Genomic DNA, 14,346 nt, shown 5'->3' with positions numbered 1-14,346 from the left:
CCCGACACCCCCCCCGAGGGGGCCAAGAAATCTTGGGGCGGCCCTGCGTTTTCTTGTCATCGGCGTCTTCATTGTGTGCTCTCCTGCAATTGAAGGGTGGCCGGACGTTCGACCCAGTCGCCTGTGGCGTCTTGGACCAGCTCCCTCAAATCGACTTCGCTATCGGTGATCTTGATGATTTTTCCGAAGTGCTGGCCGGCGTATTCACCGACATGCGCCCGGTACAGCAGGTTGCCCGCCTTGAGCAGGGCGTACTGCTGGCCTTTGATCTTGACGCTGCCGACCATCTGGATCTGGTCGAGCGAGTAGGCCTCGAGCGGCTGTTTGGGCCGCGCCAGTTCGGCCTGCAGCATGGGATTGAGCTGCTGCACTTCCTGCCTGGCACCGACTTCGAGCTTGGCCGCGGAAAACGGGTCGGTGCCAATCGTCGGGTCGTAAACCGCGGGGATGAAGGGCTTGGGCGGCTCGATGGGCTTGATGCGCGGATGCATGCTGGCGCGCTGCTGCGCCATCCACTCACGCAGGTCTTCATGCTTCTGGCCGCAACCCGTCAGCAGGGCCGAGGCGAGCAGCGCAAGGGCCAAAGCATGAACGGCGGGACTCAGGGTCATGGGGCGAAGGGCGCTCATTTCTTGCCTCCGGCCTTTTTCGCGGCTTGGGCTTGCGCGGCGATTTCATCGGCATCGAGGTAGCGGAAGGTCTTGGCGGTGGCGTCCATCACCATGGCCGCCCCCGTCTTGCCCGTGTTGGCCGTCAGGCTGATGTTGTTCAGCGTCACGATGCGCGACAGCTTGGCGATGTCGGTGGCAAAACCGGCCAGATCGGTGTAGCCACCCTGCAGCTTGATCGAGATCGGCAGTTCGGCGTAGTAGGGTTTGACATCGACCTGCCCCGGCTTGAACAGCTCGAACTGCAGACCGCGCCCGATGCCGGCCTGGTTGATGTCAGAGAGCAGGGCATCCATTTCCGCCTTGCTCGGCAACTGCTTCTCGAGCAACGCAACGTACTGCTGCACCTGCGCCTTTTGAGCCTTGAGCAGATCGAGGCTGACGGCCTGTTCAAGCTTGTGCCGGTATTCCTCGCGCAGCGTGACTTCCTGCTGCTGCGCCGAGGTGAGTTCGTCGCGTGTGCCCGAGAGCCAGGCGTACCAGCCCAGACCGAGGGTCAGCACAAAGGCCGCTGCAAAGACAGTATTGCGAGGCCAGGCCGGCCAGGCGCCTGGGTCGTTGGGGTTGAGGCCCCGAAACTGCGCCGAGATGTCCTGGAACATCCCGTTCAGATCGATTTTTGAAAGTTTGGAGGTCGCCATCGGTCGCCTCACGAATGTGCAGAAGAGGCCGCTGCGGCGCCCGAGGCCGCGCCAGGCGGCGCGGGCCGCTTGAGGGTGGCGCGCAACTGGAATTGCGCCACGACCCGCGCGGTGTTACCCGCCGATGCCGGGGCAATCTGGGAACGGATTTCGATCAGCTCGGGCTTTTCGAGCCAGCCGTCGGGGCGGCTCAGATTGCGCAGGAAGTCGGCCACCCGCTCCTGACTGAGCGCAACGCCCTGAATGAGCACCGCCGTGCCATCCTGGCGGATCTGAGACAACTGAACCCCTGCCGGCGTGTCGCGTGTCAGATCGTCGAACAGATGCACCGGCAGATTGCGGTCGGCCTGCAGGCCCTCGACGGCACTCTGACGCGCCCGCAGCGCTTCGATCTCGGCCTTCAGTGAAGCGATGTCCTTGATCTGGCCATCGAGCTTGGTGTTCTCGGCCTTGAGGAAGTCATTGCGGCTTTGCTGCTGAGTGATCATTTCACTCAGCACCGTGTAACCCAGGGCCAGCACCAGCCCACCAGTCAGGATCGAGGCGAAAACCCCCGCATAGAACGCCTCACGGCGCTTCTTGCGCTTGGCGTCCCGATGGGGCAGCAGATTGATCAACACGATATTCATGACAGATCCCGTTGCCGCGTCATTGCAGAAAACGCCGCATCGCCAAACCGCAGCACGTCAGATAGGACGGCGCCTGACTGCGCAACTTCTTCTCGCGCACGGACTCGGCCACCGCCATGCCCTCGAACGGATTGATCACCATGCAGGCCACCGAGGCGGTGGCGGTGATTTTTTCCGCCAGCCCCGGCAGCGCCGACGAGCCGCCGGCCAGCAGGATGTAATCGACGCGACCGAACGGCGTGGCGCGGTAGAAGAACTGCAGCGCCCGCGCGATCTCCTGAGTCAGGCTGTCCATATAGGGCGCGAGCACCTGGGTGGCGTAGTCGTCGGGCAGGTCGGCCGCGCGCTTCTTGGCTTCGGCCTCTTCCAGCGAAAAGCCGTAGGTGCGCGCGATCATCTGCGTGAGCTGGGCGCCACCGAAGGCCTGATCACGGTCGTACAGCGACTCGCCGTTGCGGAGGACCTGCAGGCTCGTGGAAGTCGCCCCCACTTCGAACAAGGCGACGAGCAGATCGAGCCCGGCGCGCGGCAGGCGCTCGATCAGGCGTTGCGCGGCCAGCCGCGAGGCAAACGCCTCGATATCCATCACCACGGGCTTGAGCCCCGCTGCCTCAGCCACGCCGCGGCGGTCATCCACCTTCTCGCGCCGTGAGGCCGCGATCAGCACTTCCTGATCGCCGGGCGACGTAGCGCTGGGGCCGAGGACGCTGAAATCGAGCGCCACCTCATCGATGGCGAACGGAATGTACTGATTGGCCTCGCTTTCGACCTGCACCTCGATCTCTTCTTCGCGCAATTCGCCTGGAAGAACGATCTTCTTGGTGATGACTGCCGACGGCGGCAAGGCCATGGCGACCTGCTTGGCCTTGGTGCCACTCTTGCGGACGACCTTGCGCACGGCCTCGACGACATCATCGAGCTTCTCGATATTGCCATCGACCACCGAGCCCTTTTCAAGGGGTTCCATGGCGGCGCGCAGCAAGGTGTACTGGCCACGCTCGTCCATGTCGAGCTCGACGAGCTTGACGCTGGAACTGCTGATGTCCAGCCCGATCATTGGCGCATAGCGCTTGCGAAACAGACTGCCGAATGTGGCCACTGACGACCCCCCGATTGATTTGCAACAGTGTGTGCACAATCACAGGCCAGCTTTTGGACGCATGAAATGCGCTCTGGCCCCGTTTGCACTACGGTTTGTTGACGCCAAGAACTGAAATTTTTTCTTCGATCCTACCAACAAGTCCTTGATGCAATAACGTGAAAAGCCCGCACTGCGACAAAAGCGTTGCAAAACTCCCACGACGATCGATCAAGCCTGCTCTGTGATTTCTTACGGCACGACGGCGCGGATTTTTATAATTTGCAACGAAATTTTTTCACCGCCTCTCCCGGCCTCGTGGCCTTCGGTCCCGCGGCGGCCTCCTCACGGTAAGCGTCCGGTTTTGCGCTTGCCTCTCGCGGAACTTCGATTCCGCCCGACTTCATGACATCGTCCTCTGCCTCCTCTTCATCCCCGGCACCCAAGCCGCGCTCACCCTGGTGGCTGCGCGCCCTGATCGGGCTGCTGGTCTCGCTGGCGGGGCTGTTCGTGGCGGCGCTGCTCGTCGTGGGGCTGGTTCTGGCGTTCAGCTGGCCGCGCCTGCCCGATATTTCCGAGTTGCAGGACTACCAGCCCACGTTGCCCTTGCGCGTCTATTCGGCAGACAACGTGCTGCTCGGAGAGTTCGGCGAGGAGCGGCGGGTGTTCACACCGATCGGACAGATCCCGGATCTGATGAAGAAGGCGGTACTCGCCACCGAGGATGATCGTTTCTATGAGCATGGGGGCATCGATTGGCCCGGCGTGGCGCGGGCCTTGGTGGCCAATTTGGAGCGGTCGCGCAGTCAGGGCGCTTCGACCATCACCATGCAGGTTGCGCGCAATTTCTATCTGTCGCGCGAAAAGACCTTCACCCGCAAGCTGTTCGAGGTGCTGCTCGCGCTGAAGATCGAGCAGCAAATGAGCAAGGATCAGATCCTGCAGCTCTACATGAATCAGATCTTTCTGGGCCGCAAGGCCTATGGCTTTGCCGCGGCCGCCCAGGCCTATTTCGCCAAGCCGCTCGATCAGTTGTCACTTGCACAGATGGCGATGCTGGCCGGCCTGCCCAAGGCGCCTTCGGCCTACAACCCCATCAGCAATCCGCAGCGCGCGCGCCAGCGCCAGCTGCATGTGCTGGCGCGCATGCAGCAACTGGGCTGGATTTCGGCCGCCCAGGCGCAGCAGGCCCGCGACGAGCCGCTCGCCTTGCGCACCAACCAGACCGATCGCGACATACACGCCGGATACGTGAACGAGACCGTACGCCAGATGGTGTTCGATCGCTATCAGGATGCGGCTTACACCCGCGGTCTGAATGTCTACACCACCATCAACGCCCGCGATCAGCTCGCCGCCTGGCGGGCGGTGCAGAGCGGGGTGCTGTCCTATGAATTGCGCCAGCCCTACCGCGGCCCAGACGCCTTCATCGACCTGCCCGCGGCGGTGGATGCCATTCCCGGCGCCATTGAACAGGCATGTGCCGATCGCACGGCGGCCGACGGTCTGCTGTGCAGTGTGGTGCTCAGCGCCAGCCCCAGTCTGGTGAAGGTGATGACGGAAGCGGGCCAGATCGTCGATATTTCGGGCGCCGGGTTGCGGCAGGTGCGGGCCCTCGGCCTGTCGGACAAGGCGCAGCCTGCGACCAAGCTGCGAGCCGGCGCGGTCGTCTGGCTGGCGGGCGACGGGCCCGGGCAGTGGGTGATCACCCAGTTGCCGCAGGTGCAATCGGCCTTCGTGTCGATGAACCCGAACAACGGAGCCATCGTGGCCATGGTGGGGGGGCTGGATTTCTCGCGCAACAAGTTCAACCATGTCACACAAGCGTGGCGGCAGCCCGGATCGAGCTTCAAACCCTTCATCTACTCGGCGGCGCTGGAAAAGGGCATCACCCCGCTCACCGTGGTGAACGACGCTCCGCTGTTCTTCTCGGCAGCACAAACCGGCGGTGAGTCCTGGGAGCCGAAAAACTACGACGGCAAGTACGAAGGGCCGATGAGCCTGCGACGCGCTGTTGCCCAGTCGAAGAACATGGTGGCCATCCGCGTGCTGGATGACATCGGCCCGAAGTTCGCGCAGACCTGGAGTACGCGCTTCGGCTTCGATGCCAGCCGTCAGCCGCCCTACCTCACGCTCGCCCTTGGCGCCGGCACGGTCACGCCCTTGCAGATGGCCCGCGCCTACAGCGTGTTTGCCAACGGCGGCTACCTGATCAAGCCCTATCTCATCAGCAAGATCACCGATGCCCAGGGACAGGTGCTTTTCCAGGACAAACCGCAGCAGGCTGGCGATGAAAAGCTGCGGGTGATCTCGCCGCGCAACGCCTATGTGATGGATAGCCTGCTGCAGGAAGTCACGCGCTCAGGCACAGCCGCGCGGGCTCAGGCCACGCTCAAACGTCCCGATCTGTACGGCAAGACGGGCACGACCAACGATTTTCTGGACGCCTGGTTCTGCGGCTTCCAGCCCAGCCTGGTGGGCATCGCCTGGGTGGGCTATGACACACCGAAGAAACTGGGCAACAAGGAAACCGGCGGGGCGCTGGCGCTGCCGATCTGGATCAAGTACATGCAAACGGCCCTGCGCTATGTACCGGTGTCCAGCTACGCGCAGCCCCCAGGCATCGTGGTGGAGAATGGCGAGCCGGTCTTCAGCAACTTTGCCGCAGGCTCGGGCGTGCGCAGCCTCGGCATGGACGACCCTCTGCCCGCCCCCGAGGTCACGCCCGAGGAGCGAGATTCGATTCTCAACCTGTTCAAGAGCAATTAGAGCGATGCAGCCGCGCCCTACAGCGATGGCAGAGCCAGCGAAGGAGCGCCCAGCCCGGCCATGACCCGCTGCAGCGCGGCGCCCAGGGTTTCGCCGGTACGGGTGTCGCACCAATGCTGGCCGTTCCACACATAGTGATGCGCCCCCAGGCGCGAGGCGAGCCAGACCTGATGCGTGGGCTGCTGCAGATTGACGATGACCTGATCGCCGCTGTCGAGATCGAGGCGCAGCACCGAGCCATCGCGCTTGGAGTCCAGATCGATGGCGTCGGCCGCCGCTTCGATGGCGGCCATGGCCTGTTCGGCAATCTGCAGATAACGGGTGTCGTCGAGCGTGTCGGTCATGGGGTGGCTGATACACTGGTTTTTCGATGAACAGACAGCTTAATCGACTGCGATTCCCGCGTGCCGTATGGCAGGCGATGGCCGTGCTTGGCGTGATTGTTTTGCTCAGCGCCTGCGGCCAGACCGGCCCGCTTTACCTGCCAACGCCCGCACACGCCACCGCCCCTGCGCAAGCGGCATCGGCCGCGTCGCGCTGATCGCGCCACCGCTCTTGTTCCACTGCGATGAAGACCATCACCCTTCCCAACCTGCCTGGACATCCCCACGTCGCCTACAACGGCCCGACCCTGCAGATCGAGCAGGTGACGGCATCCAGCGTGGCCGAAGCCTTCGGCACCCCGACTTACGTCTATTCGCGCACCGCGATCGAAGAAGCGGCGCAGCGCTACAGCCAGGCCGCCGCTGCGAGCCCGGTGCATGTAGCCTTGCGCTACGCGGTGAAGGCCAACTCCACCCTGGCCGTGCTGCAACTGCTCGCCCGCCTGGGCTGGGGCTTCGACATCGTCTCGGGCGGAGAACTCAAGCGAGTGCTGGCTGCAGGAGGCGATGCCGCCAAGGTGGTGTTTTCGGGCGTGGGCAAAACGGCGGAAGAGATGCGCCTGGCGCTGGACGTCGGCGTCGAATGCTTCAACGTCGAGTCGCCCAGTGAACTCGCCGCGCTCGATCGCGTGGCCCAGGCGGCGGGCAAGGTCGCCCGCGTCGCCCTGCGCGTGAACCCCGACGTCGATGCCGGCACACACCCTTACATCTCCACCGGGCTGAAGACCAACAAGTTCGGCATCTCGCAAGACCAGGCCACGCGGCTGGCGTTGCAGACCGCGCAGATGGGTCACGTCAAGCTGGTGGGCATTGCCAGCCACATCGGCTCGCAGATCACGACCGTCGAGCCCTACCTCGATGCCCTCGACAAGGTGCTGGATCTGGTCGAAGACATCGAACGCAGGGGCGCCAAAATCGAGCACATCGATCTGGGCGGCGGCCTGGGCATCCGCTACACCGACGAGACACCGCCCACGCCGCAGCAGTGGCTGCAGCCTCTGCTCGCGCGCATGGTCTCACGGGGCTTCGGCCATCGCACCGTAATGATCGAACCCGGCCGCTCCATCGTCGGCAATGCCGGCGTGTTGCTCACGCGCACCCTGTTCCTCAAGTCCACCCCCGCCAAGCATTTCGCCGTGGTGGATGCCGGCATGAATGATCTCATCCGCCCTGCCCTTTATGCCGCAGAGCAGATGGTAGTCCCGGCCGAACGCCGCGAGGGCAACGCGCTGAAGTACGACCTCGTCGGCCCCGTCTGCGAATCGGCCGACTGGCTGGCGCGCGACCGCGCCCTGGTCCTGGAGGAAGGCGATCTGCTGGCCGTGCTGTCGAGCGGTGCCTACGGCATGGTGATGGCGTCCAACTACAACAGCCGCGGTCGTCCCGCCGAAGTCATGGTCGAGGGTGCCAGCACCACGCTGATCCGCCCGCGCGAGACGGTCGAACAGCTCTACGCCAGCGAACGGCTCTTGCCCTGATCGTCGGCAGCTCGCTCGCCCTGCAATGAGGCCCGGCGCGCCTGCGCAGCACGCCACGCCCACCGCAGCCGCAGGCCGAGCAGCACGGCAAGTATGACGGCGTAGACCGTCGGGCTGGCGGTGTTGTTCTTGGCCAGTTTGCCCCACCAGAAGTGGAACACCGCGACGGCGCCGACTACATACACCAGACGATGCAGAGCCTGCCAGCGACGGGCGCCGAGCCGCTTGATCATGCCGTTGGTCGAGGTCAGCGCCAGCGGCGTCATCAACAGCAGGGCCGTCATGCCCGCCAGCACGAAAGGGTGTTTGACAATGTCGCGCGCCGCCATGTCGATACTGAAACCGTTGACTAGACCGAGCCACGCGGTGAAGTGCAGCAGCGCGTAGAAAAACACGAACAGACCGAACATCCGCCGAAACCGCGCCAGCTCGGCCCAGCCGGTCAGCTTGCGCAACGGGGTGACGGCCAGGGTAATCAGCAGCAGGCGCAAGGCCCACAGACCGGTAGTCCAGATCACGGTCTGTTCAGGGTTGGGGCCGAGATTGTTGGTCCAGCCGCGCCAGAACAGGCCCGCAAACGGCAGCAGGCACAGCAAGAAAATCAGCGGCTTGGCCGCGCGGACGCGCAACAGCCGACGCGGCCATGACAGTGACGTGCCCATGATCAGAAGAACTTGGTCAGGTTCATGCCCTGATACAGACTCGCAACCTGCGCGCCGTAGCCATTGAACATCTGCGTGGGCACGCGCGGCGAAAACAAGCCGCCAAAGGCGCCGCCCTGGCCGATCAGACGCTCGTTCGCCTGGCTCCAGTTCTGCGGGCTCACATCGGGGTTGACGTTGGAATAAAAGCCGTACCACTGCGGCACAGCGCGCATCCAAGAGGTGATGGGCTGCTTTTCCACCAGCCGGATCTTGACGATGGACTTGCCGCCCTTGAAGCCGTATTTCCACGGGATGACCATGCGCATCGGCGCGCCGTCCTGGTTCGGCAGCACTTCGCCGTACAGCCCGAAGGTCAGCAGGGTGAGCGGGTGCATCGCTTCGTCCATGCGCAGACCTTCGAGGTAGGGCCATTGCAGGATCGGGTCGTTCTGCCCCGGCATTTCCGCCGGGTCGAGCAGGGTGATGTATTCGACGTACTTGGCGTTGCCCGTGGGCTCGACCGCCTTGAGTAGGTGCGAGAACGAATAACCCAGCCACGGCACCACCATGGCCCAGCCTTCGACGCAGCGGTGGCGATAGATGCGCTCTTCCATCGGCGCGAGTTTGAGCAGATCGTCGATGCCGAAGGTGCGCGGCTTGTTCACCTCGCCTTCCACCACCACCGTCCACGGCCGGGTTTTCAGGCTGCCGGCGTTCTGCGACGGATCGCTCTTGCTGGTGCCGAATTCGTAGAAATTGTTGTAGGTCGTGATGTCCTTGTACGGCGTGGGCGTCTGCGTGGTGGACAGTGCGCTGTTCTTGCGCGAGGCCAGGGCCTGCAGTTTGCCCGGCGCGGGTTGACCACCGCCTGCCGACGTGGCCTGCGCATGATGCGCCGTCAGCGCGGCCACGCCAGCGGCCGCACCGATACCGGCGGCCGCCAGAAAGTGACGGCGGTCCTTGTAGATTTCCTTCGGCGTGATGTCCGAAGAGGTCGGATGTTCGAAGCCTTGATCCTGTCGCTTGCTCATAACTTGCTCCTGCGGAGAGTGCGGCCTTGCCAGCCTATCGACGGAACGACGATCAGCGTTATTCCATCGCTGCCTAAGGTAGTCGGCACAGCAGGCCAAACCTTACAGCGCAACGCCAACCCGGATGAGCAGAGGGACTTCGCGCCACAAAAAAAGGCCCCGAAGGGCCTTTTTCCGTCATCCCATGAACTCAAAGCTTGCCGTAGGAATGCAGGCCCGAGAGGAACATGTTCACGCCGAGGAAGGCGAAGGTGGTGACCAGCAGGCCGGTAAGAGCCCACCAGGCGGCAACCTGACCCCGCAGACCCTTGATCAGGCGCATGTGCAGCCAGGCGGCGTAGTTCAGCCAGACGATCAGTGCCCAGGTTTCCTTAGGGTCCCAGCTCCAGTAACCGCCCCAGGCCTCGGCAGCCCAGAGCGCGCCCAGAATGGTGGCGATGGTGAAGAAGGTGAAGCCGATGGCGATGGACTTGTACATCACGTCGTCCATCACTTCGAGCGAGGGCAGGTGCGCGGCGATGCGTTGGCGACCATACAGAATGCCGCCGACGATCAGCGCCGAGACCCCGGCGAACACGCCCCAATATTCGGAAATACCACCCTGACGGAACACCAGCGGCTCGAAGAACATGACGAAACCGATGATCCACAGCGGCGTGAGCTTCCACCAGGAGGTTTCGTGGGCATGGGTCTTGATAAGGTAGGCGAAGCCGACCATGGCCGCGATGGCGAAGGTGCCGTAGCCGATGAAGTTGGCCGGAACGTGCAGCTTCATCCACCAGCTTTGCAGTGCGGGCACCAGCGGCTGGATTTCATAGGCGTTCTGCACCATGCTGTACCACAGCAGGAAACCCACCGCCGCGCTGACCACCAGCATGGCAAAAGCACCCATGCTGCGCGTCTTGTATTTCTGTTCGAAATACAGATACAGAATGGTGGTCAGCCAGGAGAACAGCACGAACACTTCGTACAGGTTCGACAGCGGAATATGGCCGATGTCCGGGCCGATCTGGTAGCTCTCGAACCAGCGCATCATGGTGCCGACCAGCGCCATGGTCACGCCCACCCAGGCCAAGCGTGAGCCGAAGTATTGCGCGAAGTTGGACTGCCAGCCCTTGGCATCGCGCACCACCCCGTCACCGCCACCGGCGATCGCGCCGCCACCACCGGTCGCCAAGGCCATACCTACCGCGGTGTTCTGCGCAGGGCCGGTGAACATTCCGAACCAGTAGGCCGCCGTGCTGAGGAACAGCAGGAAGGCCATCCACAGAATTGCCGACTGGCTGGCCAGGAAGTACTTGAGGAAGAAGACCTGCTCGCTGCGCGCCAGAACCGGCTGCCCGTTCGGCCCGTAATACAGCCAGATGCCGAAGAGCGACAGACCGGCCACCACGAGCGCCAGATTCTTGATCGCAGTCCAGCCCCAGCCCAGGAACAGCAGGGTGGTGGTCGCGCCCAGGAAAATGAGCTTGACGTAGTAATTCATGTTCTGGCCATACTGGCTCAGCACAAAGGCATCTCCGCCGACGATGAGCAGCAGAAAGATCCAGTCGTAGACGGAGCGTCGGCGCAGGTATGCACCGATGCCGTTCTGGCGCGGGGGTTCCGAACTCTTGGAGTTCAGTGGCAGGCTATGGGATTTGCTGGCAAGTTCCATGGCGGGTCCCTATTCAGGTCGAGGCATTGTCCGGCGCGGGAGAGTCGGGCGTCGGGTCGGGTGATGCTACGCCCAGACTGGCTGCGCGCAGTGTTTCAAATTCCTTCTTGTATTCCAGAGTGCGGCGGTTGGTGCTCATGGCCATAAGGGTGTCGCTGCCGCCATCGGCGCGATCCTTCACCAGGAACCAAATTCGGCGCTCGCGGATGTAAAGCATGGCAAACACGCCAAGAATGAGCAAGACCGCGCCCGTATAGACCACAACCTTTCCAGGGGCACGCGCCACCTGGAAGATGCTGGCCTGCACCTGCTTGTAGTTGGTCATTTGCAGGTAAAGCGGCGCGGGGTAGAAGAAGGTGTCGGACAGGGCCAGCACCGCCGAGTCGAAGAACTTCTCGTGAGCCGCATCCTGCGTCGCGGGCTTTTCGCCGTGATTTTCGCGGCTGATCTGCCAGAGCTGCCAGAGCGTGCCATTCAGAATGCGCACGAACACGTCGGAGGCCTGCTGCTGCTTGTCCTCAGGCACTGCCGCTTCGAGATATTGCGCCAGCGCGGGCAGACCACCGGGGGCCTGCACCACCGGTTTGCCGGTCTTGGGATCGTTGGGGATTTCGCCAGCAAAAATATCCAGCGTCCGGCCCGCGGTGACCATCAGTTGACTTTTCAGTTCGGCCGTCGCATCGGGAGGCAGGGTGGCCGACACATATTGCGCTGCGGCCTGCTCGCGCGCCTTCGGATTGAACAGGGCGGCGCGGAAGCGCATCCAGCCGTCGATGGAATCGTTGCCGTCGGCGGGGATTCTCAGGTATTTGTACCCGGCGTCCAGCGAGCCGCGCTCGCCGGCGAGGAAAACCTTTTCGCCGTTGAGTTCGGTGGGCAGCATGTAGTTGAAATACTCGTGCGCCTGACCCGAGGCGTCGCGAATCTTGTAGATCACCGCAGGGCCGATGTTCTGCAGATGGCGCTCGCCCGGGGCCGCCACGGGGGCGCCGAGATGCTGATCGAAACTCGACATGAAGGATGACTTGTCCTTCGGCTTGATGCCGCTGGTCTGCGCCGGGCTCATGTCCTGCACGTTGAAGACGCGCAGTTCACTGAACTCGACCTGCAGGCTTTGCGCCCCGTTGCTGAGCTGACGGTCGGAGCCCACGGTGCCGGTGAGATCGAAGGTCTTGTCGCTGGGGCCGTGCATCGGCCAGGCCTTGAGAAACAACTCGGAGCCGCCATCGGCGAAGCCCGACTGGAAGATGGTGACGCCGTCGTAGGTCAGCGGATGGTTGACCTCGATCTTGGCCGGGAAGCTCTTGCCGTTGCGCGGATCGGTGATGACCACGTCGCTGGCAAACAGCCGCGGCATGCCGGTGGAGTAAAAGTCGATGTTGAATTTTTTCAGGTGTATCTCAAACGGCAGCGGCTGCAGCAGCACGCCGTCACCCATGGTCAGCACCGCCATGTTCGATTCACCGCCATCGGGAATCTGCAGGTTGCCGCGGTAGGTGGGGTTGTGCACCGACAGCTTGTTGATCTCGGGCACCTGCGACACCAGCATATTGGTCTTGAGCGGCTCCTTGCCGAACATCCACATCTGCGCCTTGATCATCATGTCGCCGTCGAACAGCGCGCCCACGCAGATCAGCACGAAGGCGGCGTGCGCCAGCACATAGCCGACGCGGTTGAGCCCGCCTTTCTTGGCGGCGATCATGGTGGAGGCTGCGGCACCTTCCTGGGCAGCAGGCCGCTCCTGCAGCTTGACCTTGTAACCATGGCTGCGCATCACGCCGGTCAGGTGCGCTACCGTGGCGGCACGACCGTCGGTGAACGTCGCCTCGCCGCGCTCGTGGAAGTGACGCATGCTCTGCTCGCGCACGCCTTCCTTGTAAGTCTTCAGGTCGGTGATGATCTTGGGGGTATTGCGGATCAGGCAAAGACTGGTGGACACGACCAGAAAGGTCAGGATCAGCAGAAACCACCAGGAGGAATAGACGTTGTAGAGCTCGAACTTGCGGAACACTTCGGCCCAGAACGGTCCGAACTGGTTGATGTAGTTGTTGTAGGGCTGACCCTGCGTCAAGACCGTACCGATGATGCTGGCAATGGCCACGATCACCAGCAGGGCGATGGCGAAACGCATCGACGACAGCAGCTCGATGAAGGCGCGCCAGGCTCGCGAACCGTGCTTCAATTCCCAGCCGGAGGTGCTCAGAGTGGTGTTGGGAACGGGCGTTGGGTTGGCAGACATACGGTGGGAAACTCGGTTCAGAGCGAACGATTTGCAGAAAAATGTGCAGACGATGAACCGAACTGCAAGGAATCGGCCCGACATGAAGCGCCCTTGCAAGGGACTGAAATCACAGCTGAAGGCGGGCGCCGGAACATGAAAAGATCAACGAACCACTATAACAAAAGAGCAAAACCTCAAATTTGACATTCCACAGGCCGGGGCTTGGGTGTCGGCTTGCGAGCGGCAGGGTCGGAGTGCTGCTCGACTGAGCGCCGCGCGGTCTTCAGCCCCGCACTTCATCCCACCAAGAACGCGGGTGTTGCCGTGAAAAGAGCTGCCCGGGCCGAAGAAAGTTCCGGTAACAGTGCGTATCGCCGCTCGATCCCTTGAGGCAACTCAGCGCGGCATGCCGTAGTGCGCCCGCAAACCGGCCGCATAGTCGGCCACGGCGGCAATTTGCTGGTCCGTCATGCGCGAGGCGATGTCGTGCATTTCCGGGCTGTTGGTGCGGCGATCATTGCGGAACATCTGCAGCTCGGTTTCCAGATAGCCCTGCCATTGCCCACCGATACGGGGATAGCGCGAAGGCATGCCCGCGCCTCCAGGCCCGTGGCAGGAGACACAGGCGGGCACCGCACGGTCAGGAATGCCGGCCATCCAGATCGACCGGCCGAGTTTGAGATCTTTCTTGTCGGCAAACGTCACGCCGGGCTTGAAGGTCTGGCGGCTGTAATAGAGCGCCACATCGCGAATCTGCGCGTCGGTGAGCGTCGCGGCCATGCCGTTCATGATGGCGTTGATGCGCGCCGGGTGGTTGGCGCCCTTGGCGACGCGATAGTCGTGCAGTTGCTTGACGAGATAGTCGGCGTGCTGCCCCGCCAGCTTGGGAAACTCGGTGGACGTCGCGTTGCCGTCGAGGCCGTGGCAGGCCGCGCAAGTCTGCGCCACCTTGGCGCCGGCCTGAAGCTGCGCCGCTGTCGGCGCCGGGAACGAGCTTTCCATCACACTCGATGCCGGGGCAGCCGGTGTTTCTGCGCTCCAGGATGGGGCAGAAGCCAGCAGCAAGCCAGCAGCGATCAGGGCAACACGCATATCGACCTTAGGGGTAGGCATGAAGGCAATCCATCAGAAAGGAGGCCGCAAAGAG

13 protein-coding genes are annotated in these 14,346 nt (G+C 63.0%); 3 read left to right on the top strand and 10 right to left on the bottom strand.

From position 1 onward, the window contains the following. Positions 1–68: 68 nt before the first annotated feature. The 4 genes from ASC45_RS02900 to ASC45_RS02885 are packed head-to-tail and all read right to left on the bottom strand — an operon-like array spanning position 69 to position 3,037. On the bottom strand, positions 69–629 hold the full coding sequence (locus ASC45_RS02900; protein ID WP_055449542.1) for a pilus assembly protein PilP: 561 nt from the start codon (positions 627–629) through the stop codon (positions 69–71). After that, on the bottom strand, positions 626–1,309 hold the full coding sequence (locus ASC45_RS02895; RefSeq protein ID WP_055449541.1) for a type IV pilus inner membrane component PilO: 684 nt from the start codon (positions 1,307–1,309) through the stop codon (positions 626–628). The genes ASC45_RS02900 and ASC45_RS02895 overlap by 4 nt, the downstream gene beginning before the upstream one ends. An 8-nt stretch (positions 1,310–1,317) precedes the next feature. Next, a complete protein-coding gene (locus ASC45_RS02890; protein WP_055449540.1) occupies positions 1,318–1,938 on the bottom strand; it encodes a PilN domain-containing protein in 621 nt (206 codons plus the stop codon). A gap of 19 nt (positions 1,939–1,957) precedes the next feature. Continuing rightward, positions 1,958–3,037 carry a pilus assembly protein PilM gene (locus ASC45_RS02885; protein ID WP_055449539.1) on the bottom strand — a complete coding sequence of 360 codons (1,080 nt, stop codon included), beginning with the start codon at positions 3,035–3,037 and terminating at the stop codon, positions 1,958–1,960. Between the two features lie 384 nt (positions 3,038–3,421). Here ASC45_RS02885 and ASC45_RS02880 point away from each other — a divergent pair, with 384 nt between their 5' ends. Continuing rightward, on the top strand, positions 3,422–5,785 hold the full coding sequence (locus ASC45_RS02880; protein ID WP_055449538.1) for a penicillin-binding protein 1A: 2,364 nt from the start codon (positions 3,422–3,424) through the stop codon (positions 5,783–5,785). Positions 5,786–5,802: 17 nt separating this feature from the next. On the opposite strand, the gene cyaY is transcribed toward ASC45_RS02880, so the two are convergent. Further along, complete coding sequence (cyaY, locus tag ASC45_RS02875) at positions 5,803–6,129, bottom strand: iron donor protein CyaY (RefSeq protein ID WP_055449537.1); 327 nt, start codon at positions 6,127–6,129, stop codon at positions 5,803–5,805. A 26-nt stretch (positions 6,130–6,155) separates the two neighbouring features. Here cyaY and lptM point away from each other — a divergent pair, with 26 nt between their 5' ends. Together lptM and lysA are read left to right on the top strand one after the other, a co-directional pair. Further along, on the top strand, positions 6,156–6,326 hold the full coding sequence (lptM, locus tag ASC45_RS15405) for an LPS translocon maturation chaperone LptM (RefSeq protein WP_082454210.1): 171 nt from the start codon (positions 6,156–6,158) through the stop codon (positions 6,324–6,326). A 27-nt stretch (positions 6,327–6,353) separates the two neighbouring features. Further along, positions 6,354–7,646 (top strand): diaminopimelate decarboxylase, encoded by a 1,293-nt coding sequence (gene lysA, locus ASC45_RS02870; protein ID WP_055449536.1) that lies wholly within the window; start codon positions 6,354–6,356, stop codon positions 7,644–7,646. Here lysA and ASC45_RS02865 read toward each other — a convergent pair. The 5 genes from ASC45_RS02865 to ASC45_RS02845 form a co-directional block, all read right to left on the bottom strand. Further along, entirely contained in the window at positions 7,619–8,308 is a 690-nt protein-coding gene (locus ASC45_RS02865) for a protein-methionine-sulfoxide reductase heme-binding subunit MsrQ (RefSeq protein ID WP_055449535.1), read from the bottom strand. The two genes, lysA and ASC45_RS02865, sit on opposite strands and share 28 nt — an antisense overlap. Before the next feature lie 2 nt (positions 8,309–8,310). Continuing rightward, entirely contained in the window at positions 8,311–9,321 is a 1,011-nt protein-coding gene (gene msrP, locus ASC45_RS02860) for a protein-methionine-sulfoxide reductase catalytic subunit MsrP (RefSeq protein ID WP_055449534.1), read from the bottom strand. A gap of 190 nt (positions 9,322–9,511) precedes the next feature. Next, a complete protein-coding gene (gene ccsB / locus ASC45_RS02855) occupies positions 9,512–10,978 on the bottom strand; it encodes a c-type cytochrome biogenesis protein CcsB (protein WP_072242958.1) in 1,467 nt (488 codons plus the stop codon). Positions 10,979–10,991: 13 nt separating this feature from the next. Next, positions 10,992–13,217, bottom strand: coding sequence for a cytochrome c biogenesis protein ResB (locus ASC45_RS02850; RefSeq protein ID WP_055449533.1), 2,226 nt, complete (start codon positions 13,215–13,217; stop codon positions 10,992–10,994). Between the two features lie 378 nt (positions 13,218–13,595). Then, on the bottom strand, positions 13,596–14,312 hold the full coding sequence (locus tag ASC45_RS02845; RefSeq protein WP_055449532.1) for a c-type cytochrome: 717 nt from the start codon (positions 14,310–14,312) through the stop codon (positions 13,596–13,598). Positions 14,313–14,346 lie beyond the last annotated feature (34 nt).

The sequence above is a fragment of the Thiomonas bhubaneswarensis genome (assembly GCF_001418255.1).
Classification (GTDB): Bacteria; Pseudomonadota; Gammaproteobacteria; order Burkholderiales; family Burkholderiaceae_C; genus Thiomonas; species Thiomonas bhubaneswarensis.
The sequence above is the reverse complement of the archived record's forward strand: the minus strand, read 5'-3'. Positions and strand labels throughout refer to the sequence as shown.